A 20,876-nucleotide genomic window follows, 5' to 3' on the forward strand; every position below is an offset into this window, starting at 1 on the left:
AACAGGCTGTCAGCCTCGCAATTTGACCGTTCCTTCACGCATCCAACCTCCCGGGACGGATTTTTGTGAAAGAAAGCTTGCCTCCGTGGATGATTTCAGTAGGAAGGCTCTCATGCCACTCGCAGCACCCGCGAACCCATGTGGCATTGGAGGGGGCTGGTATTTCACAGTTCGGCCGAGGTATTCACGCCAGACGAAGCAATTACCGCAGAACGTGTTTTGAAATTGCCTTGATCCAGAAAAATCGCTACAGCTCCGGGTGCAAATTAATTTCCCATGGATGGAGCTGTAGCGATGTCGTTAGTCAAAGAATATGCCAGTAATTTCACGGACGAACAATGGCAATTTATCCAGAAATTGCTCCCGGAGCCAAAATCCCGCAGACGCAAGCCAATCGATCGCAGGCAGGTTATCAATGCAATTCTTTATTGGAATCGGACAGGATGCCAATGGCGGTATCTGCCTTCAGACTTTCCCAATTGGTGTACGGTCTATGGCGTTTTTCGTAGCTGGCGAATCGACGGCACATGGAAGAGGGTTCATGACAAACTCCGTGAGCAAGTTCGAATAGCAGAGGGAAAGGCACCGACCCCGACTGCGGCAATAATTGACAGCCAGTCGGTCAAAACTGCCGAGGGCGGCCAGCAAAGGGATTACGATGCGGCAAAGATGGTTACCGGTCGAAAACGGCACATCGCGGTCGATAGGCTCGGTTTGCTTTTGGTCGTCGTGGTTCATGCCGCCAGCCTGCAGGACTATGAGGGTGGTCATTTCGTGCTTCGCGGAATCAAAGATACTTATCGCAGGCTCAAAGTGGTCTTCGCCGACAGTGCCTATGGCAAGTGCGGCCTGCCTGATTGGGCGAAGGAAGCCTGTCGTGTTATACTGCAAACCGTCTTGCGGCCAGTTGATATCAAGGGATTTGTTGTGTTACCTAAACGTTGGATTGTTGAGCGGACTTTTGCATGGATCAATCGTCATCGCCGTCTATCAAAAGACTACGAGCGGCTCACAGAAAACTCAGAGGCGGCTATTTACATTGCCATGATTGATTTAATGTCGAAACGTCTCGCACGTAAGAAAATAGCATTTTAAAACACGTTCTAAGACGGGCGATCCGTCGTACCATCTCATAACCGATAGGGTATATCGTTACCAAACCCGAGGCTGATTTAAATTGACATGGAATCGGAAACCCCGGCCAACCAATAAGGATTTGATGTCGCGAGTCGTTGAGCCAATGTTCAAGTCCTTTGTTCACGAGGCCCGGGATGGTTGCGGCCGTAGAATCGGCTCAGTTTAACTTGGGTTTTGCTTTGGGCGGTAGGCTAAGTTTGACGTGACAACGCGTGGCTTAATTCAACAACGCGTTGCTGATGAACCATTGACCGTACTGCCCCGGTGCTCATTGGCTCTGCAGCATGCCGATATTGGTTCTGTTGGAAGTGTTGAGATACGTTTTTGGATTGCGGTGGATACAACTTTCCAAAATCAGCGCAGAACTCTGGCGACCACACTGCCCCTTGGTACACTGACTCCTCTAAGAAAATCGGAACTAAACACAGGGGACTGAGAACTCTCGCGAGTTCCGCACCCCACAAACTCACGCCCATGTTGGGCGTACGTGAACCAAAGTTGCCGGTCGCGCGGATTTTGAAATCGTAATTTTTCCGGCGGCAACTTGATTACCGCCCTTGTTCGGCAGCCACTATATGACTCTCAAAAGCACGTTGACAACTGTTCTCCTTTGGAGCATCACATCGGGACTTAGGCCCAGCGACATCGAAGATGAGGCTTAGTGGCGATCATGCTTTACCTAAACTTCACATCCCATCCCGTGCTGCTGCTTTGCTGCCTGCTGGCTTTCACTGGTACGGTGATTGCGTTGACGTCGCTGCTGATGGTACTCGGGAAGCGCGCAGCGGGTTTGTTTGTGGGCACATTGGTTGTGCTGTTGGGTGTGTCGTCGCTGATCGGAATTGTTCTAACCATGCCTAGCTTCTGGTGGATTGCCATTCTGCCAATTTACCTCGGCGTCGCATGCATTCGTGTTCGGTTAGGACGTGACGACCATCAAGCTCAGTTCCGACTTTCCACGCTGCTGACGCTGCTGGGCGTGACCGCAGTGATCATAACCGGAATCACGATGCAGCGACGCGAACACTCCCGGCAGCGGGAGATCGAATCCAAAATTGCGGCACGCAGAGGCGAGGTCTTCTGGGGGATGGATTCCATACGTGGTGTCGTCTTCTACGACGCGGCGGATTCGGACCTGAGGGAACTTGGGAGCGACCTGGAACGTATCCGCGGACTCCAATCACTCCAGATCAGCGGGGGGCAGTTTACGGACGCGGGCATGCAGCATCTGTCGCGGCTGACGAACCTACGGGAACTCTCCTTGCAAAATACACAAGTCTCCGATGCCGGTCTTCAGAACCTGAAGGGACTTGAGTCGATGCGGACGCTAGACTTAATGGGAACCCAAGTCTCAGATCGTGGTCTGTCACATCTGGAGACGATGACGTGCTTGCGGAGAGTGTGGCTCGGCGGTTCAGCTGTAACCGACAAGGGTTGTGAGCGCTTACAGACCGTATTGCGGGACGCCGAAATCTCGAATTAGTGACAAAATGAACAACGAAAAGCTAAAAAAGCCAATTGACGTGTTGCGGAACTAGGCGATCCACCCAAGTCGCCGGCCGGGCGCAAATTTCAATCCTTGTTTTTTGGCGGCGACTGGGTTACCGCCAATGTTCGTTTTTAAAACAGCGTGCAGACCTTGTCCCAGTTGATTCGCAGATCAACAATGGCAGCAAAGAAGTCCCAATTAGTGGGAGCCCGCCAACATTCTCAACTACTTGAACGGGAACGATCTGCCCCATCCATTCGACGATGCAGTAGTAACAACGCAATCGAGCTTTCGACCCGTCTGCGAGTACTGCATCAGTGTCAGCTAGAACCCAATACTGCTAAGTTATCAGGCGAATGGTTTCTGAGAAAGTGTACGCTGGAGGCGGCAAATTACAGTGCTCGTGGCGTTTCTTGGGCCATTTGCTTTGTGTGCGTTTTATCACTCGTGGATTGAGGCGGTTGCGACTTGGTTCAACTACCTCAAGGCTGATCTGCAAGACCATGTTGCTGTACCATGGCTGGAACAACTTTTGCGAACGCGGAGCTTCTACCAAACACATTCGCAGTACCTTGATCGCACCTGTAAATGATATCCGACGCGGCGACACTCCAGCTTGGACTGCCGCCTCAAGTGCTAACTTGCGAATCACGAAATGTGCTATCAGTAAACCATTGATTTCCTGCACAACCCCGGCCGGACTATGGCTGCGGAGTTTTGGGGAATTGCGAAGATGAGTCTTAGCCTCATCAATAGCAAGCTCCTCTTCCCAACGCTTGTGAATAGAACTATCAGTGCCTGGGCTGGGTGCTCATGCTCATCAAGCAGTGTTGTCAGCAAACGATGCGTCTGGCCATGGCCAGTCCGCTGAGGGTCATCCAATTTGTATTCGATCACGCGAACGCTTTGGCCTTTACGATCATGGCGCCGGTCATACTCGTTGGCATAGATCTTTGACAGAAACGTTCCGTCGGAAAGCACCTGCATAATTTTGAAACAACGGTTCATTTTCGAACGCCCCAGGAAGTCCGACTTCTGATCAATGACCTGGTTCATTAGTTGGTACGAACAAAAGCCAATGTCGAACAAAAGTAGACTTTTCTCTGGCAATTTTCGATAAACGTGTTTCGCCACCAACATGCAAACAGAAGAAGGGTGGGCGACAGGTGGCCATTCAGTCACGCTCCCACTAGCACAGGGCCAGTGGTGAGCAACAACCCGAACAAGGGGTACGGCTCGAACACCCTCTTCGTTCAACTGCGTGCCCATAGGGCCGCGTCACCATTAACCATCACAAGCGCAAAGCGTTGCCCACGCGGTTAATCGCAGTGCTTGGCTTTACTTGTTACCAGCCTACATCCAACACTCCAGGCAGAAACAAGAAATAATTTTCGAAATTGGACTTTCGTTCCGCTTCAAGCTACAACACGGCGGCATTCCGCCTCTGTAAAATAGAGAGCACACGAAACCTAACATCCCTGTCCAACACACACCATCCGCCATACTCGCTCCCTAATAAGTTTAAGTACACCAGCGGTGTCACCCACGGGAACGAAGTCCGCGCCGACGACTGCTTTTCACACTACAATAATCCATCCAACGGGCTCTGCGTTCCACAAGCGTTCACGGTGCTGACATGGGTGTAGATCATGGTCGTCTCAAGTTCAACATGCCCCAATAGTTCCTGGATGGTGCGAATGTCTTTGCCCGATTCCAACAGATGTGTTGCAAAGCTATGCCGAAACGTGTGACAAGTCACCTTCTTGCGAATGCCGGTCTTTTTCACACTTGCAGCCAGTGCTTTCTGGACCGATGACTCGTGGATATGATGCCGCCGCAATTGAATTGCATCACCGGGCAATCGCTGGCCCAACGATTCCATCTCCTGCGATTCGCGTGGATACGGATCACGACTCAGCTTCGGAGCAAAAAAGACATACTGCCAACCTAGATCGCGTCCCATATTCGGATTCTTTATCGCCAACGCATACGGCAACCACGCCCATCCGGCGCCAGCATCGACGTCGGCTTCGTGCTGACGAGTTGCATGAGCGACTTGACGACGCAGTGCATCGGCCAACTTATTTGGCAAAGGCACATAGCGGTCTTTCTCACCTTTAGCCTGTCTCACAAAGATCTGCATACGCTGAAAATCAATGTCCTTGATCCTTAAACGACAGACCTCCATTAATCGCATGCCCGACCCGTACATCAGGCACGCCATGACGTGAAACATTCCGGGTGGCATCGCATCCAGCAGTTCCTTGACCTCCTGGATCGACAGCACAGTGGGAAGCTGTTTGGGACGTTTGGCGCGGACAGCATCGAACTTGATATTACTCTGCAACACCTTGGTGAACAGGAACAAGAGAGCCGACAGAGCCTGATTCTGTGTGCTGGCGGCCACGTTGCGATCGACTGCCAGCGAAGTGAGAAACTCATTGATTTCGTCGTTTCCCAGCGATTGGGGATGAATCCATTGCCCCTGCTTGTCCCTATGAAACTTGAGAAAGCGATAGATCCAGGAGAGGTACGCTTCTTCGGTCCGCTTCGCGATATGTAATGCGCGCATTTTTCCGCGCACTTTGGTCAGTAGATCTGACTTGTTGACAACGTCAGTTAAGTTGTCAATTGAACCTGATTTTTCAAGCTCATGATCCCATTTTCGGTGGTGTCTGAAGTCCATAAAACGCTCTCTGAAAGATCCTGCATCGGCTGTTATATGCAGACGTCTGCATATAACGGCATTTTTAGCGGAATCATATCAATCTGCATATGACCCCGAAGCTTGATGCAGGGCGGTTGGCGTGCCGGAGATAAATCATTTCTAAGCAGGGCTTTACGCCAAGAACTAAGGGCATTGACGCGGCTTGCCCCAAACCTTAATATACAGAATCCAAACTTAATATGCAGATTTCTGCATAATACTTGTTCTGCCATCCAAGAAAGCCAACGGGCAATTGCCAAACATGAGCAAATTTGGATGCACTTGCGGAAACACAATCTCAGATGTTCACTGCCCAAATGAGGTCACGGGATACCTGCTATCAGACAAGAGTGGCGAGGAATTTTTTAATCTCATCTGCTCGACGATTGACGACTACATGCAACATCTTGCTGCGAACGATGTATATGGCTGGCGAAGAAAACACTTCAACGAACATTACCCTGCCGTAGAATCGGCGGGAAACATGATTCATGATGTTCTGACGAGCGCATTCTTTGGACTAACCCTTGCTGCGATGGAATGCGACAAATGCGGACGACTGTGGTTTCAGACGCGACCGGACGTAAACTTATACCGCGGCTATTCGCTCGATCAGCCTGATGCACGTGTGAAAATGCTGGGCTATAATCGTGCTGATCCAAACGCAGGAAACAACACAGAAATGGCAGAACCAAGCGATGCACCCAAGTCGCCGGTCGGCCGCGATTTTGAATCATAGTTTTTTGGCGGCGACATGGGTGATCGCAGTCGTTATTTGGCAAGAGCAATGTGAGCTGGTACGGTACTCATCCACGATACTCGAAAGAAGAAGTCGCATCGTTGTTGCCGCCAGCAACGTGCAAGCGATGCGTTTACTGGTTCCGAACCGTTGTCGGCTCCTCGCCTGATTCGTGGCACCAACAATACGAGACGTGTCCGCGCTGCGGCATCGCTCAATGGGACATGCTCGCGAAACTAAATGAACGACTGCTCGGGATCTCCACGCCATATCAACCGCGTAGTCGTGAACCGATTTCCGCAACTCAGACGCCACACCCGCGAACGAACGCTAATTCCGGTCTCGACAAATGGCTAACTCTCTACCGATCTGCAAACCTCGACATACGGATTCGCGCCGCTAGTGCATTGATCGATCGATCTGACGTTCCCCTAACGATTCTGCTTGATATTCTCGACAAGCTGTCGCACTACGGCCTTGGCGCGTCAACCGAAAAAGCATTGCTCAAACGCCAAGACCTTGAATTGCTCGATGCGATGATCGCTCGTCTTGACTCGCCTGACCAATTCATCCGTGAGGTTGCGTGCAATGTCCTCGGGCAAATTAATAATTTGACTGCCACACCGTACTTGCTCCGGATGATTGATGATCCTCACATGATGGTCCGCCGTGCCGCAGGGTTCGCGTTGTCGCGGCTCAAAGACTCATCCGCAATTCCTGAACTCAAACGGCAGTTTGCGGCACGCCGAAACGATGATACAAATGTGGTGTGGGCGTTGCGGACTGCGCTTGAAACGCTTGGCGTAAATACCGACAATGCCAAATAACCAGGCCGTGAACCGGAGCGGCCGATGACGCGGGTCTTGAAATCAGAGTCTATTGACGGCCGCCCGGTTACGGCTGTCGTTCGGCCGACGGCGGCGAGCTTCGTACCTCAGCATCGCCGCCCGTCTTACCGAACTAACGATCCTATATCGTCTAGTTAAATATCCAACGCTCGCCGCATCATCCCTACCGTCGGCCGAACGCCCGTGTTCTACCGCGGCCGAACAATGTGTTGCAGCGGACTTGTTAAATTACTCTCAATCACTCCAATATCTCAAACTTCAGCCGCTGAACACGGGCGTTCTGTCGCTAACCTCGTAGCAAGCCCACAATTCCTCTATGCCGGCAAATCTCGATGAACTCGTTTCTCGTATTCGTGAATCACACTTTGCTTTTCCACCGGCAAGCGAATCTGCGATCAACAGCGCACGCTTGAGCAACGTGCCGCAGGAACTGCTCGAATTTTACATGAAGTGTGACGGTGCATTGCTTTGTGATGGCGACGATTTTGCGGCTCCAAATGGAACCCGGTATCGTGTAAAAATACCTCGCTTGGTCGACCTCCAGACGACTCAATCGCATGGCTATATCTTCGATGATTCGCCATTTTATGAGCTATCTGCAAATTGGTGGCAAATCGCTGACTATGGCGACGCCAACTGGCTGGCCTTTGACAGTACAGCAGAGACGAAAGGCAGGATTATCGATGTATTTCATGAGACTGTTGGCGAGCCTGGGTATCATAATATTGTCGCCTTATCGTTGACAGACATGTTGACTCGACTATTGGAGCGTGGGGGCGTATACTGGTTCGATGATGGCTTTCAGAATCTGGGGGCCTTCTGAGCATGAAGAAGCGACAGAACCAAGCGATGCAACGGAGCGGAAATGGCGTTCCGTTTTTCCGCAACATCAAGATCATTTGCGCCATTTCCGCCCGCTGATCGCCGCCGTTATGGCAAAGACAATGACTGAACCCGAGCTGCAAGAAGTGGTCGATGCTTTACTTGGTAAGGTATCCTCGCGCCGCGGAAATCACCGGTCACTGATCCAGTCTATCAATAGAAAGAAGTTCCCAGGCGCGTACTTTTCGATTCTAGAGCAACTACTTTACAATGAGTACACTTACAAACACGCGATGGACGTTATTGCAAACCTCAAAGATCCACCCGCGGCTACGTCGGATGCGATTGAACAGGCGTGGGATCGCTCTTGGTCGCATGGTGTACCACAATCTTGTGAAAGTGCTTTCCCGGCGTTGCTCAAGATCGGCGGCAATGATTCCCGACTGCTCGCAATGATTGAGAAAGCGATGCAATCAGATAACTATGCCGTACACAAAGTCTGTGTGGAGACCCTTATGAAGATTGATGGGGGGCGGCAGATTCTAGCGGAATGGGACAAGACGATTCGCGGCCAATGTGACTGCCATCTCCATCGAAAACTAGCCGCCAAGATCGCACAATTCGTCTCGAGCGACACGGATTGAACTTCGACGAATAAAGCTCAATGACTGCCATAACCAAACGTTGGACACGGAGCCGCGGGTCGGGCGGCTTTGAAATGGAAAATTTACCTGCCGCGGCCCGGTCAACGTCGCCGTTCGTACCGCGCAGTAAATGAATCTAATTGTTGCGGATGGTTCATCGCTCAAAGGGATTGCGCGTGAAGTTGCGCTTGCGTTATGATCGATTTCAATTGCTGTTCATCTTCTGCTTGTGATGCATAGGATCGATTGCGGTTCTGCTGGGATGACGAGTGATGGTTCGAACTGATTTTGACAACCCTGTTTGGTGAATCATCTGCGTTGGCCACGAGAACTGAGGATTCGATAAGCTGCTTTGATGGTTCTCGTAGCTACTTCGATGACACACCAAAGCTCACTTATGGTTCAATGCGTTGGTCGCTTGGCCTACCCAACATTGATTCGCCAAATCGATGGACGTTGTTGTGATGCATCGCTGGGAACCTCCATCGATTTGGCCATCCAATGTTGGGCCGTAAAACACTGCTGAAGGAATTGATGCGCGGACCGCTTTTTCGATCTTGACGGCGTCGCTGGCTTGATTAGTTGTGTCGACTCGCTTTCTCGATGCTAAACTGATAAACTGACGCTCTTGCGTGGGGGCAATTGACGATTTCGATGCGATTGGGCTCAGGATCGACTGACGCTCCCAGGTACGAACAAAACGATGCACACGGAGCGGCACTCCGTATCGGATTTGCTTATTAGGATTGCTGGGTGCCGCCCGGTGATCGTGGTCGTTATCCTCCTCAAAAAATGTCGTTCTATACTCCCGAGTTCGGAATCAAGCATTACAACGACATACCCACTATCTGTAGCAGGTGTGGCGCTCATGCTACATGGACCGATCTCACACAAAAGGCTAAGGAACGACTTATCGAGGCGTCGTCATTTTATTCGCTTACAGCCGAGCTTGTATTGCTCAAACGCCTAAATGATCTGATTGCTTTATTCCCTGACACCAAACACCCGCTGATTCACGACAAGCGTCGCAGATCAAAGCAAAACGGCGAGCCAGAGGACGATGTGCGAATTGAACGCCTGTTAGATCAGGATCACGAACTTCGGGAATTCCTGACTAATTGTGGTTTTGATCTTGATGCACGTACGTCTTTTGTCGAGGAGCGATTGAACAAAATACGTTTTGCGACTGGACATCCTGATATTGCATGCAGACAATGTGGTGCGTACTGCTATCTGCCCGAATCGTTTCTGCTGGAAGTTGGTTCGTACCTAGAACGCCTGGCCGAAGATGGCGGATAACAAAATGTTGGACCGAAGCCCCGACGGTCCGTTTCGAACTTTAGAGACCGTGTTGGCGGGGGCTCGGTCAACATGAGCGTTATTTGGCCAAGACGCAGCATGATTGAGTCTGCTGAACAGTTCCGCACTTTGCGTGAAAGCGACGACGCCGAAGAGTACTCTCGCGCTGCACACGATGAAGCTCCGCTCGAAGTCTGGCTGGATGTACTCGAGAGAATGCCTGAAATGCGATTCTGGGTGGCACAAAACAAGACAGTGCCAGTCGTGGTACTAGAGCGATTAGCCGATGATCCTGATTCGTCTGTTCGAGCGATGGTCGCTCGCAAACGAAAAATACCGGAAACGTTGCAACTCAAACTTGCGGCAGACATTGACTCCACGGTTCGTGCCGCTCTGGCTTACAATGCCAGGCTCACGCCACGTGTTCTTGCAATACTCGTGAATGATCATGATGAAATAGTGACCGACGCTGCAAGATGCAGGGCCAAAGAGGCCAAATAACAAAATGTTGGACCGAAGCCCCCGACAGTAGTTTCGAAATGGAAGCCTTGTTGGCGGGGGCTCGGTCAACATTGGCGTTCTGCCTTTCAGTCGCACTGCAGTGTTTTTCCCAACTCGCGATATCGTGGAGACCAATAGATGACCGACGTACTTCGGCTATTCACGCGTAACCTCACGTCAACACGTTTCGACGCGAAGGCGGCACAAACGGCCTGCTGGATTTGCTCTTTGATTGTGATGGTCGCCGGAATGCTCAAATTGACTCGCCTTCAACTGACTGAGGCAGAACTGTTTTGTGGCATTCTGCTGGTCATGGCGGTAACCATTCTAGGCGTCATCACAGGACTGCTGATGCCGGTTGTGGAATTTGTATCGCAGAAGCAGAAAGGCGAATAGGGGATCTTGAGGCGTAGAAATCGAAAAAGCAGCATGTGAATGTTTAAGCATTTCACAAGATCGTGTGACCGCCATTTATCTTTTGGAGACGTCGATTGGCGATCCTAAGAAGGCAGAACCAAGCGATGAACGCGGAGTGGCCGACAGCCCGTTTACAGATGGAAGATCAACCGCGGCCACCCGGTTATCGCAGTCGTTCTGTGAATGAAGAGCATGCTCGAACCTGTGCGATACGCTACTTATCTCATCGCTTTTAGTCTGGCAGCATTTTCCTTAACCGGATGCGACACAGCTCCACAACTTGCTAGCAGGATGCAAGCTAAGGCAGACTCCGAAGAGAAGCTTGATGATCTTTTATGGGGGAAATATACTCCAACTTCAACGGATCTCCAATTACGCACACGACTTATCGGAAAATGGAACTGGGATGATCCGGAAGTATGGATTGAATATAAGGCTGATGGAACTTTTGAAGGTGTCTTAGACTCCTACATCGCGCCCTCGATTCACAAAGGACTGGATTATTCAGGAACATGGGAGATTCGGGATGGAAAACTCAGGATCGAGCATACAGGCAACGCTGATAATTCTCGTATGGTGTCGTTATGGAGCATCGCCTTTCGGGACAATGCACTTGGACATCAAATGGTGCTTAGCAATACTGGTGTGGAGATGTTGCGCATATACACCCGTGATAGTACGCAATGAACAGCGATCACAGAACAATGCGTTGCACCGAAGACGCGTAAAAAGCTGGTTTTGACAATTTGGGTTTATTCCGCGTCTCGGTGAACGCGGGCGTTCTGCATGCTAATGACCCGTGAAACGTACCTACTTCCGTCACTGCTCACTGAGATGATCGAGTCGGGCGTTTGGCCAACCGGAAACCCAAACTTACAGGAACTGAACCCGATACTTGGCGCAGACGCCGCGCACGTTCTCTCGTCCCAGGATGATCGGATCGTCCTCATGCCGCCACCGTTTCACACAATTGGCGATGAGGTTCGTGGCGGAAACCGCTTTTGGGAAACCGGAGTAACCAATCCAAATCAGATCGACTACGATCGGGCATTGATCATCGCGGACTTCGGAATGGGGTCTGATTCGCCAATCGTGCTATACTATAAACTCGAAGATTCGGCGCGGGTAATGTACTTGCGGTGGATCGGAAATGGTCAAAACATTCGCCACGAATGGGTTGAGACACATCGATCATTCGATGATTTTGCCGTGGCCGTCGGACTCTCCCGAATGCATGCAGAACAAGGCGGTGAACCGAAGCCGCCGATGACGCGGGATTTGAAATCATAGTTTTTTGGCGGCGGCTCGGTTACCGCGGCCGTTCTGCCACTACCTCACAAATGACACAAAACGAGTCGAAGCAATTCGCCGCGGTTTTCGTACTCCGACTCTCCGTTGTGAATGACTTTCGGGTTGTGACACGATTTGAAACGTACCTCTTCAACGCAGCAACGACAGACGATGCGTACCGACAAGCCGCGGAATTGAGCCCGCAGCTTGACCACACATACCGAAACAGTGATGGAGAAGTCGTGACGATCAAGTGTCTTGGAATTCATGAATTGGATCGAGTTGAACCAGATGGTGAGGACTATCCCGGGCTCGTTTCATCAGTGCAATTCGTGACACCTGACGGTGCTGACCCGATTGACTTCGTGCCAGACCGCATTTCCCTGGCGTGCTTCAACCAACACGGAAAACGAGCTGACTTTCCGAACCTCGACCAATGATCCGTGGCAGAACCAGGCCGTGAACCGGAGCGGCCGACAACGCGAGTTTTGAAATCAGAGTCTCTTGGCGGCCGCCCGGTTACGGCTGCCGTTACCCGACTGAAACGCATCAACTTGACTCGTCATCGTGATGGAATGCTTTTGGACTGTTTACGTTGACGCCAAAACGCGCGACAAGTCTGCGAAGATTGCCGCCCAACTTGAGACATTGGCCGAAGCAAATTTTCACGACCTTGAAATCGAACCATACGAAAAGGCAGGGCACAAGCTTCAGTTCGCAATCAAGCACGACGCTGCTGACTGGACAGCAATGGTGTTTGACGTGATACTTACTGCACAGCGAATGGGTTACCGATGGATCGTCGCTGGCGGTGTTAACGAAGAATTGAGCTTGACGTCGACTGACGCACGGGCTCCTGGGATAGCCATGCTCACGTGCTGGTGTTCGCCGACGCACGGGCAAGAAGGCGGGTAACAATCGCGTGCACCGGAGTACGCGAGTCAGCCGGTTTATTGATTTTGAGTCTTTCGCGCGTACCCGGTGACGCGTGGCGTTCGTCGAAAGAGATTGGTCGACTGGTCACATGAATGAGACGATTGAGGTCGCACCACTTGTGGAGACTGTCCCTGACGATCTACTCGCACAATGGAAACAGGGGCCGTTTATGCTGGCAACCCGCGAGAGTCTTCCAATTGTCGAATTGCGCGATCGCACCTTGACTCTTCGATGGGGGCATGATGTGATTTCTGCGGATGTGTCGGAATGTCACTTTTGGATCGGTAGGCCATGGAAAATGAAACATAATTCAAGATCGGCGCGTCCACTCTTTCCCTTCGGAACCCATGACCTGATCCTGATCGATTTCCCACCGCTTTATCGTAGGATCTTCACACGCAGAACGCACTCGTACAACACGGCTCCGGTCGGCTATACTCACGCTTCACTTCAAACTTGGAAACGTGCTCTGGCTCCATTACTCGACGAACCAAGCGGTGAACCGAAGTCGCCGATAACGCGTTTCTTGAAATCATAGTTTCTTTGCGGCGACTCGGTTACCGCCGCCGTTCGTCGCTCGGAGCTCCCACAAGATCAATGGAATACGACGACGCAAGGAATGAACTACTGCGGCACGCAGGAATTGCCGAAGACTATTACGAAGATGGCTTCCTCGCATGTCTCCGTCCGTATTCTGGCATCAAGCCAAATAACTTTCACACCGTCATCGAATCAGTTTTATCGGTCGGTAGCAAGTTCTCATCGACCGATAGTATCGAGCGTCCTGTTGTTTATGCGATCTGGCATTTGACTACAAGAGCTCGCAATTGGGGGACTGAAGATGACCGAATGCTCGTCCGCAATAAGCTCATCTCCCCCGAGGACCGGATGCGACTGCGCCAATGGATCGCAATCATCGAATCGATGATGCTGAATCTCTTGCACGGTCGCAAGCCGTACGATTCGATTCACGGGTATTGCGAATATGTCGTCGAACACGGTTGGGGACCCAACTTCCGTTTTTTCGTCCCGCTGCTATCAGCTGCGATCGAAAATGATGACTTTGGAGATCGACTCCAAGGCCATTGCGAGGCTATAATTTCGCTCGGCCCACAAGCGATCGAAACCAAGAGTTCGCTAGAACGGGCTCGGCTCCGCAAATGGGAATGGTACGAACCGCACGAACGGTGCGCCGCAGAATCGCTTGGCTTCATTGATCAAGCACTATCGGCAATTGAGAGTGAACAAGACTAAATAGCGACGAACAAAATGTTGGACCGACGCCCCCGACGGTCCGTTTCGAAATGGAAGCATTGTTAGCGGGGGCTCGGTCAACATTGGCGTTATCTCACCAGAAATCTTCGATGCTAGACCCCAGACTTGAGAGTTGGATGCGATCAGCGCACGAAATTGGGATCGTGGAATTCAACGATGCTGATTTGGTCGCGTCGAGATTTCCGCATGACATTCCCGAGTCCTACATTCCAATCGGATTGTTCGAATCGGATGCGATATGTATTGACGTTGAAACAAATGAAATTGTCGTGCTGGATCACGAAGTGAAAGATCGACAACTTTGCTTGGCTGCCCAAAACCAAGAATCGCTCGTAACCGCAATGCGGTTGGCTGAAAAGTACTTCGATGATTGTGTTCGAGATCTAGCATCGGATGACCAATCTGCGGTTGAAGCCATTGCCGTAGAATGCACACAGATAGCGGGTGGTGACCAATTTCGCTCGTTCTTTTGCTCTCTTATTGGCGCATGAGAAAAGTGGGATAACAATCCAATCGAGATAGGGGCCCGGTTACCCGGGACCCCTCTCACAACACCTAGCATGCGGGTCCGCACTAGGCGTTTCATCTTTTAAGAGCAAGCCTGTTCCAGACTTCTAATAGACTTACCAAGCCGGTTGTTGATAGATAGGCGTTGGTCAAAGTGCTTTGCAGACTTTGACAGCCAGACATGAACCAGGCGCCTCGCGAGCTAGAACCGAATGGAACCGCGTCGTTTCGTTCTAATCCCATTTGCATCAAGTTCCTTATGCGCGCTGACGGCTTCCGCCACTGCTTCCAGTAGCATGACCGCAAGCGACGGCGAACCCATTTATCCAGGTCGCTAAAGAAACTCTTGATTGGGATCAGGCAGAAGTAACCGGTCCAGCCCCGAAGATAGTAACCTAACCATTTCAAGCGATCTGACATCGAGACGCTCCACGTTCGACGTGTTAACTCTCGAATTCGCTCTTTGAATTTGGTCACATTCTTGGGGCTCACTCGCAACTGTCCGCCATAACCGCTGAACTGGTATCCGAGGAACTCCAACCCATCGGTTTTGCAAACACGGCTCTTGTCTTGGTTCACCACTAGCTTGAGCTTGCAAGTTAAGTATCGCTGCACCGAAACGAAGACGCGCTGGGCCGCTCGCTGAGTCTTGGTAAAGATCAGGAAGTCGTCCGCATACCGTACAAAGCGCAGCCCGCGGCTTTCTAGCTCCTTGTCAAAATCGTCTAACAAGATGTTCGCCAGTAAGGGTGAAAGCGGGCCGCCTTGCATCGTGCCTTCGTGCGATGGTTGCCACGAGGTATCGACCATGACCCCTGCACGCAAATACCTTCCGATCAGACGCAGTAAGCGTTTGTCCTTCACTTTGCGTGCGACTCTTGCAAGCAGCACGTCATGTTGGACGCGATCGAAGAATTTGGACAAGTCCATATCGACACATTGTCGGTATCCAGATCGGATATGAGCTTGGACTTGTTTAATGGCTCCATGAGCAGAGCGTTTTGGTCGAAAGCCAAAACTCGATTCACTGAAGTGTGGATCGAAGATTGGCGTGAGAACTTGGAGGATGGCTTGCTGTATCAATCGGTCCATGACATTGGGAATGCCAAGGTGACGTTGGCCGCCATCGTTTTTGAGGATAGACTTTCGCCGCGCTGGTTGCGGAGCGTAGGTGCCATCGAGTAACTGTTGACGGATCGTAGGCCACTGAGTTCGAAAGCTTGTGAGGAATTCGTTCAGTGTGATTCCATCGGGACCTGGGGCCCCTTTGTTCGCCTTGACTTTTCGCCACGCCTGTAGGACGTTTCGCTCGTCAACAATTTGTTCCATTAGATCGTTTGTGAATAAGTTTAAGGCTGTCTTCTTCATGATCGTCACTTCCGATTGATCTCGGGACTGAGATTCAGGCAGAGCACGGGGCTTTGTAGTGCCGCTTCCCGTGGGGACAGTCGACTAGCTTGTATGTGTTGCTTGCGTAGTGAGATCATGAATGGTTCTTCCTTAATAAAAGATGTTTGGCCCTTCTGATTTCTATTGGTGTTAGAAGCTTCATACTACGGCCGCTGCTGACTTCTGCTGATGTGCGAGCAAAGTCGCCTTTGCAACGCCCTGAGTTTCGGTCGCAAGGACCTACGTTTTCAGGCAGGGACATCGGCAGATCTCCCCAAATAAGAGCGTGAATTATCCCTGCACAAGCTCCGCATCTACCAATCCTCCGTTTCCGATTTGCCTTCGCGTTCTCAAGCACGCTCGGCTAGAGCGACCGGCCTCTATGCGGTTTCTGTACGTAACCTCGCAGGTCTTGGCGAGAAACCATCCGAGTGGGGTAGTGACGCACTGATGGCGGTCGACAGACTCGGCGCTTACCCATGGTTTCGCAGGCTTCCTTCCCACGCCCAGTCGCCCGGGTCGCAGTTGCCTTCGCCTCGTGTCTGTTTCTTACGAGCTATTCATTTGGTATACTGACTCCTGTAAGAAAATCGGAACTAAACACAGGGGACTGAGAACTCTCGCGAGCTCCGCACCCCACAAACTCACGCCCATGTTGGGCGTACATGCACACGGAGCGGCACTCCGTATCGGATTTGCTTATTAGGATTGCTGGGTGCCGCCCGGTGATCGTTGTCGTTCGTCGAAAGTGGCGTGTGAATGCGATCAATCTTGACAGTCATCTACCTGCTGACATTGTTGATATTAGCACCTTCGTGTAGCCAAACAGATGATGGCTACGGGATGACTGTCGACACGGACCGCGTTGCTAATCTTGATGATCGTGATGTCGAAATCATTCAGTTCGTACTCGAATCCCACTCAAGCGATGCGAAAGATAGGATCTATTTTCTGACGCCCACGCCGATGTCGGAATGGGACGAGGTGGGAAATTGGTCCGACCCGCCGCAAAAACTTATTAACTTTGTCTCTTCGAACGGCAACACGTACAGACCCGCATCCGGTGCTTTCCTTAAAGAGGGTAGCGTGCTTCAGCGTGGCACCAACAGAGAGGCTTGGATGAGATGGATTACAATCAAACGATGGATATCGGATACTGAGGTTGAAATTGAGGACGGCGTTTGGTGTTGTCCGATGGGCGGAGGTGTAATGACTAGCATCTACGAGAAAATCGATGGAAAATGGAAATGGAAGTCCAAAGGTAACGGCGAGAACTGGATATCATGCAACGAGCGACGAACCAACCATTGCACCCAAGTGGCCGGTCGCCCGTGCTTGACTTTAGAAACTTTACTTGCGGCCACTGGGTGAATGGGGCCGTTATTCCTTGAGAGAACTCGCTATGCCGTGGGAAATCACGATCATCAACGGCACTACCGACAATAGAAGAACACTAGGCACGCGCGAGCATGTGATAGCTGCGTTGTCCGACGCAGTTCCGGGGGCAGAACTACAGCGCCCACCGATGCCACCGGAAGAGATGCTTGCGATGATGCCTCCAGCAGTCCGTGACGCGATCACTCGCCTAAAACTGGAAGCCGACTTTGAGAATCATGACTTTTCAATCCAGTTCTACACATCAGACACTCCGACGATCGACTGGATCAACGCTGAAATACGTGGCAACGGCGACCCACTGCCGCTACTGCAATCGATCTGCTTGAACACCGGATGGTCGGTCATTGACGTTGCGGAACAAGTCGTCGTCGACTTGACAAAAACAAGTACTGAATCTTGGGACAGTTTCCGGCGATGGCGTGACAAAGCGTTGCGTCAATTCGCGGCCAACGACGAAAAACCGGAATAACCAAGCGGTGAACGGGAGCCGCCGATGACGCGGGTTTGCAAATCATAGTCCTTTGGCGGCGGCCCCGTTACCGCCGTCGTTACGACACTGAAGATTTCGCCACATGACGGATGACGAACGCATTGCTCGTCTTGCCACCGAATTGGCGGGCAGCGGCGCACAAGTGAACGGCGCGTTTCAGATTTGGGCTCTCGACGCGCAACTGACCGACGCCCACTTGATCGAAATCTCAACCTGGGCCGACCTCGAATTCTTGATGGCCGCGGGTTGCCCGATCACCGATGCCGGACTTGCTTCGATTTGCTATTTTCGTCGGCTAACTTCACTCGACATTGGTGGCACGGCAATCACCTCAAACGCGATTGCAACCGCCGATCTCCCGGAAGCCCTCGTGTCCTTCGGTCTATACGACCTACCGTTGACAGATGATGCTGCGAACCGAATCGCGCAATTGCCCGAAATACAGATGCTCAATTGCAACGACTGCGGGTTGTCGCTGCACGCGTTCCATCGCCTGGTGGAGCTTCCAAAACTACGCGGATTCGAGGCGCTGGGCTGTCCCGTTCCTGATGATGATGCGCGAGCGATTTCTCGACGCAAGCCACACGGTCTGCTACGATTGGATTCGGGCGTGTGGCGCAATGGCGATGTCAATCGTCCGTCCAAAAACAGGTCGTAACAATGCCGTGCACCGAAGGACGGCTTGCGCGGTTTTTGAAGTGGAAAATCAACCGTCCGTCCTCGGTGACGGCCAACGTTACCCGACTGAACTGAACGATGGTCAATCCATACGAACCCTCGCATCTCGAACCGGAACGAAACCCTGTTTGGGCGCGACTCGCTTGCTGGATTCTCGAACCACCGCCTGTACGTTCAACGCCTGAGGGCGAATCTCAATGGTTGGTTGACTCAATCGTAGCGTTCGTCGTGATCTTGACTGGTTTCGCGATTGCCGGGCTCATTTCCGAATTGCTTTCCTTTTTGCGTTCAATGGCCTATCCGACTGGACTAGCGATCGGGTGTTTCCCATTCGTGCTGTGGCTGAACTACTGCCAATCCAAAGATTTCACGATTCGAGGATACTTGGGCTTGCTTCTCTTCCTTTTCGTGATGTGGACGGTCCAAGGTGGTTTGAATGACCTTGCACTCTTGCCCGTGGCAATCGCCATCACTCTGGTGGTTTTGCCGATCGAGATTGCGATGGGTAAACTTGTGTTGGCCGGGCTACCCGGTTCCTCTGCTCAAGATCGCGGGTAACCATGTCGTGCAACGGAGCACGGCATAGAGCGTTTACAAATGGGAGCCACATTGGCCGTGCCCGCTGACGACCACCGTTCGCGATATAAGTAGGTATTGAAATGGCACACGGTACACGCGGACTACTTGGAACGCGACCACTTGATATCGACCAAGGAACACTATGTCGGCACAAGTCTCCAAAGCCAGGGATTTTGTCAAGTGAACAAAGCAATAGAATGCAGCCAAGACGGTGGACGAAGCAAGATACAGACGGCTATCATCAATGGGTACGAACCCATGCTGGTGATTACGTTAAAAAGCTAACCATCGACTGCGCAGATTTTGCTCTTCATCTCCTTTCGGAATATGCGCGAAACAAATACCTTAGCTTGAAACTTACCGCAGGATTTAGCTTACGCGATCCGTTTGCTTCGCGAATGCTTCAAAATGCAAGTTTATCGGAAATGATGAAACGAATAGGTGCTATCGACCTCTTTCGTACAGACTCTGGAAATACAATGGAAATTGACTTTAAAGATTTGAGGAGCGGCGATTTACTTACGAGTAAAGTGCATATTCAAGTAGTTTTGTCGCCTTGCTCCTATGTCAATCTTCGGGATATTGTTGCGAAAACAACCGAATTAAACATTCCCGTTTTGGAAATAGTGCAAGGAAACCTTAGTGGCACGAATCCAGTATTGGTTCGCCGTCGTGCCTATGACCTTCGCCTCAATGAAAATGGCGAACGAAATAATAGGTATTACGACTATAATGATACAGCGAATTACTATTATCCAGCTGGTTACGACGTAGATGAAAGAAATGCATTCGAGCCTCGAAGATGGAATTTCGACAGTTTTGGTGACTAATAGACGGAAACGAGACAAACTTTCCAACGCAGCACGTCGTTGACTGTCAGTATTGCGAACAAAGCGTTGCACCGAAGATGCGTAATTTGCCGTTTTTTGAATTTAGATTTGTACCCGCATCTCGGTGAACGCGGCCGTTACCCATCAAACAATGAAAACGTTTCTCGCCCTAATCGTCGCTGTAGTCGCAGCCTCTGCCGTCACCGCAACCGAGCAGGCCCTTGATCGGCTCGTGCTAAGCGGACGCACGTACGGAATTGAGCAACAACCAATGCTCGGCCTATGGCACAGTGATGATTGGAAATCGGACGGCGATCAGCCGATGCCTGCATTTGATGTCACCTCCTCCGCAAACTGGCGCGGCTATGTGGCAACATTCTCGATTTCAGACGACAAACTGTTTCTGCGAGATATTGAAGCTCAAGTCGCTGGGGAACCAACAACGGGCCGTGACCTGCTCAAGAAACGGATTCCTGTCGTGGCGCGATGGTACACTGGTTCAATCTTTGTTTCCGTAGGCGAATTTGATTACGACGCCCAAGCATCCCAATATGTAATCGAGTTCATCATTGATAAGGGATCGGTACGAGACACACGATACCACCAGTCAATCAAGATTCCTGTAACGTGGAACGGGAAACCGAGATCACCAACGCCCGACAAGCCGAATGGGTAACCATCCGATGCAACCGAGCGGCGAAGTTGGGCGTTTTGAAGTGGATGATCAACCCTCGCCGCCGGCTGATCGGTAACGTTATCGGTCAACGTTTGCGGCGCATGCATGTCGTCGGTTGCGCAACATTTCCAGTTCGCCTGATGGCTCTGCGGCTCGTCGGTAGCGTCACACGCTCGCTGCTCGTTTGCGATTCATCATCGTGGGTTCGCCTGATGGCTCTGCCGA

The 20,876-nt window shown here is 51.4% G+C and carries 27 protein-coding genes; 22 read left to right on the forward strand and 5 right to left on the reverse strand.

The genetic code is table 11. The features are described 5' to 3' along the window. The first annotated feature begins 294 nt into the window (after positions 1-294). Positions 295-1,095, forward strand: coding sequence for an IS5 family transposase (locus tag SH302x_RS26780; protein ID WP_479366175.1), 801 nt, complete (start codon positions 295-297; stop codon positions 1,093-1,095). A gap of 712 nt (positions 1,096-1,807) precedes the next feature. Then, complete coding sequence (locus SH302x_RS26785) at positions 1,808-2,620, forward strand: leucine-rich repeat domain-containing protein (RefSeq protein WP_479366176.1); 813 nt, start codon at positions 1,808-1,810, stop codon at positions 2,618-2,620. 346 nt (positions 2,621-2,966) lie between these two features. Here SH302x_RS26785 and SH302x_RS26790 read toward each other — a convergent pair whose 3' ends face one another. From SH302x_RS26790 to SH302x_RS26800, 3 genes are all read right to left on the reverse strand, one after another. Next, positions 2,967-3,278, reverse strand: coding sequence for a hypothetical protein (locus SH302x_RS26790; protein WP_479366178.1), 312 nt, complete (start codon positions 3,276-3,278; stop codon positions 2,967-2,969). 11 nt (positions 3,279-3,289) lie between these two features. Further along, on the reverse strand, positions 3,290-3,682 hold the full coding sequence (locus SH302x_RS26795; RefSeq protein ID WP_479366180.1) for a hypothetical protein: 393 nt from the start codon (positions 3,680-3,682) through the stop codon (positions 3,290-3,292). Between the two features lie 526 nt (positions 3,683-4,208). Then, positions 4,209-5,312 (reverse strand): integron integrase, encoded by a 1,104-nt coding sequence (locus SH302x_RS26800; protein ID WP_479366182.1) that lies wholly within the window; start codon positions 5,310-5,312, stop codon positions 4,209-4,211. Between the two features lie 283 nt (positions 5,313-5,595). On the opposite strand from SH302x_RS26800, the gene SH302x_RS26805 reads away from it, so the two are divergent. The 4 genes from SH302x_RS26805 to SH302x_RS26820 all read left to right on the forward strand — a co-directional run bounded on the left by SH302x_RS26805 (position 5,596) and on the right by SH302x_RS26820 (position 8,386). Beyond that, positions 5,596-6,072, forward strand: a complete 477-nt coding sequence (locus SH302x_RS26805) for a DUF8617 domain-containing protein (protein ID WP_479366184.1) — start codon at positions 5,596-5,598, stop codon at positions 6,070-6,072. 50 nt (positions 6,073-6,122) lie between these two features. Continuing rightward, positions 6,123-6,899, forward strand: a complete 777-nt coding sequence (locus SH302x_RS26810) for a HEAT repeat domain-containing protein (RefSeq protein ID WP_479366185.1) — start codon at positions 6,123-6,125, stop codon at positions 6,897-6,899. A 337-nt stretch (positions 6,900-7,236) separates the two neighbouring features. Beyond that, a complete protein-coding gene (locus tag SH302x_RS26815; RefSeq protein WP_479366186.1) occupies positions 7,237-7,743 on the forward strand; it encodes an SMI1/KNR4 family protein in 507 nt (168 codons plus the stop codon). After that, positions 7,712-8,386 (forward strand): hypothetical protein, encoded by a 675-nt coding sequence (locus SH302x_RS26820; protein ID WP_479366187.1) that lies wholly within the window; start codon positions 7,712-7,714, stop codon positions 8,384-8,386. The genes SH302x_RS26815 and SH302x_RS26820 overlap by 32 nt, the downstream gene beginning before the upstream one ends. A 391-nt stretch (positions 8,387-8,777) precedes the next feature. Here the strand turns inward: SH302x_RS26820 and SH302x_RS26825 are convergent, their stop codons facing one another. Next, positions 8,778-9,095, reverse strand: coding sequence for a hypothetical protein (locus tag SH302x_RS26825; RefSeq protein ID WP_479366188.1), 318 nt, complete (start codon positions 9,093-9,095; stop codon positions 8,778-8,780). A gap of 83 nt (positions 9,096-9,178) precedes the next feature. On the opposite strand from SH302x_RS26825, the gene SH302x_RS26830 reads away from it, so the two are divergent. From SH302x_RS26830 to SH302x_RS26875, 10 genes are all read left to right on the forward strand, one after another. Beyond that, positions 9,179-9,685 carry a hypothetical protein gene (locus SH302x_RS26830; RefSeq protein ID WP_479366189.1) on the forward strand — a complete coding sequence of 169 codons (507 nt, stop codon included), beginning with the start codon at positions 9,179-9,181 and terminating at the stop codon, positions 9,683-9,685. Between the two features lie 72 nt (positions 9,686-9,757). Beyond that, a complete protein-coding gene (locus SH302x_RS26835; RefSeq protein ID WP_479366190.1) occupies positions 9,758-10,186 on the forward strand; it encodes a hypothetical protein in 429 nt (142 codons plus the stop codon). Between the two features lie 138 nt (positions 10,187-10,324). Then, positions 10,325-10,582 carry a hypothetical protein gene (locus SH302x_RS26840; protein WP_479366191.1) on the forward strand — a complete coding sequence of 86 codons (258 nt, stop codon included), beginning with the start codon at positions 10,325-10,327 and terminating at the stop codon, positions 10,580-10,582. 204 nt (positions 10,583-10,786) lie between these two features. Next, on the forward strand, positions 10,787-11,290 hold the full coding sequence (locus SH302x_RS26845; RefSeq protein ID WP_479366192.1) for a hypothetical protein: 504 nt from the start codon (positions 10,787-10,789) through the stop codon (positions 11,288-11,290). Between the two features lie 105 nt (positions 11,291-11,395). Then, entirely contained in the window at positions 11,396-11,893 is a 498-nt protein-coding gene (locus SH302x_RS26850; protein ID WP_479366193.1) for a hypothetical protein, read from the forward strand. 50 nt (positions 11,894-11,943) lie between these two features. Continuing rightward, complete coding sequence (locus tag SH302x_RS26855) at positions 11,944-12,333, forward strand: DUF4288 domain-containing protein (RefSeq protein ID WP_479366194.1); 390 nt, start codon at positions 11,944-11,946, stop codon at positions 12,331-12,333. A gap of 127 nt (positions 12,334-12,460) precedes the next feature. Then, on the forward strand, positions 12,461-12,808 hold the full coding sequence (locus SH302x_RS26860) for a hypothetical protein (RefSeq protein WP_479366195.1): 348 nt from the start codon (positions 12,461-12,463) through the stop codon (positions 12,806-12,808). 109 nt (positions 12,809-12,917) lie between these two features. After that, complete coding sequence (locus tag SH302x_RS26865) at positions 12,918-13,367, forward strand: hypothetical protein (RefSeq protein WP_479366197.1); 450 nt, start codon at positions 12,918-12,920, stop codon at positions 13,365-13,367. Between the two features lie 59 nt (positions 13,368-13,426). Next, the gene (locus SH302x_RS26870; protein WP_479366199.1) at positions 13,427-14,083 is read left to right on the forward strand and encodes a hypothetical protein; all 657 of its coding nucleotides are present in this window, start codon (positions 13,427-13,429) and stop codon (positions 14,081-14,083) included. A gap of 110 nt (positions 14,084-14,193) precedes the next feature. Then, entirely contained in the window at positions 14,194-14,595 is a 402-nt protein-coding gene (locus SH302x_RS26875) for a hypothetical protein (RefSeq protein WP_479366200.1), read from the forward strand. A gap of 91 nt (positions 14,596-14,686) precedes the next feature. Here SH302x_RS26875 and ltrA read toward each other — a convergent pair whose 3' ends face one another. Beyond that, positions 14,687-15,979 carry a group II intron reverse transcriptase/maturase gene (gene ltrA / locus SH302x_RS26880; protein WP_479366201.1) on the reverse strand — a complete coding sequence of 431 codons (1,293 nt, stop codon included), beginning with the start codon at positions 15,977-15,979 and terminating at the stop codon, positions 14,687-14,689. 780 nt (positions 15,980-16,759) lie between these two features. Between ltrA and SH302x_RS26885 the strand changes: the two genes are divergently transcribed. From SH302x_RS26885 to SH302x_RS26910, 6 genes are all read left to right on the forward strand, one after another. Beyond that, a complete protein-coding gene (locus SH302x_RS26885; protein WP_479366202.1) occupies positions 16,760-17,371 on the forward strand; it encodes a hypothetical protein in 612 nt (203 codons plus the stop codon). A 31-nt stretch (positions 17,372-17,402) separates the two neighbouring features. Further along, the gene (locus SH302x_RS26890) at positions 17,403-17,867 is read left to right on the forward strand and encodes a hypothetical protein (protein WP_479366204.1); all 465 of its coding nucleotides are present in this window, start codon (positions 17,403-17,405) and stop codon (positions 17,865-17,867) included. A 103-nt stretch (positions 17,868-17,970) separates the two neighbouring features. Continuing rightward, the gene (locus SH302x_RS26895; RefSeq protein WP_479366206.1) at positions 17,971-18,546 is read left to right on the forward strand and encodes a hypothetical protein; all 576 of its coding nucleotides are present in this window, start codon (positions 17,971-17,973) and stop codon (positions 18,544-18,546) included. Positions 18,547-18,644: 98 nt separating this feature from the next. After that, positions 18,645-19,124: a hypothetical protein gene (locus SH302x_RS26900; RefSeq protein ID WP_479366207.1), complete on the forward strand. Its 480-nt coding sequence runs from the start codon at positions 18,645-18,647 to the stop codon at positions 19,122-19,124. Between the two features lie 101 nt (positions 19,125-19,225). After that, positions 19,226-19,975 carry a hypothetical protein gene (locus tag SH302x_RS26905; RefSeq protein WP_479366209.1) on the forward strand — a complete coding sequence of 250 codons (750 nt, stop codon included), beginning with the start codon at positions 19,226-19,228 and terminating at the stop codon, positions 19,973-19,975. A gap of 151 nt (positions 19,976-20,126) precedes the next feature. Next, a complete protein-coding gene (locus SH302x_RS26910) occupies positions 20,127-20,651 on the forward strand; it encodes a hypothetical protein (protein ID WP_479366211.1) in 525 nt (174 codons plus the stop codon). Positions 20,652-20,876: the final 225 nt, after the last annotated feature.

The sequence above is a fragment of the Njordella calcicola genome, assembly GCF_056494125.1.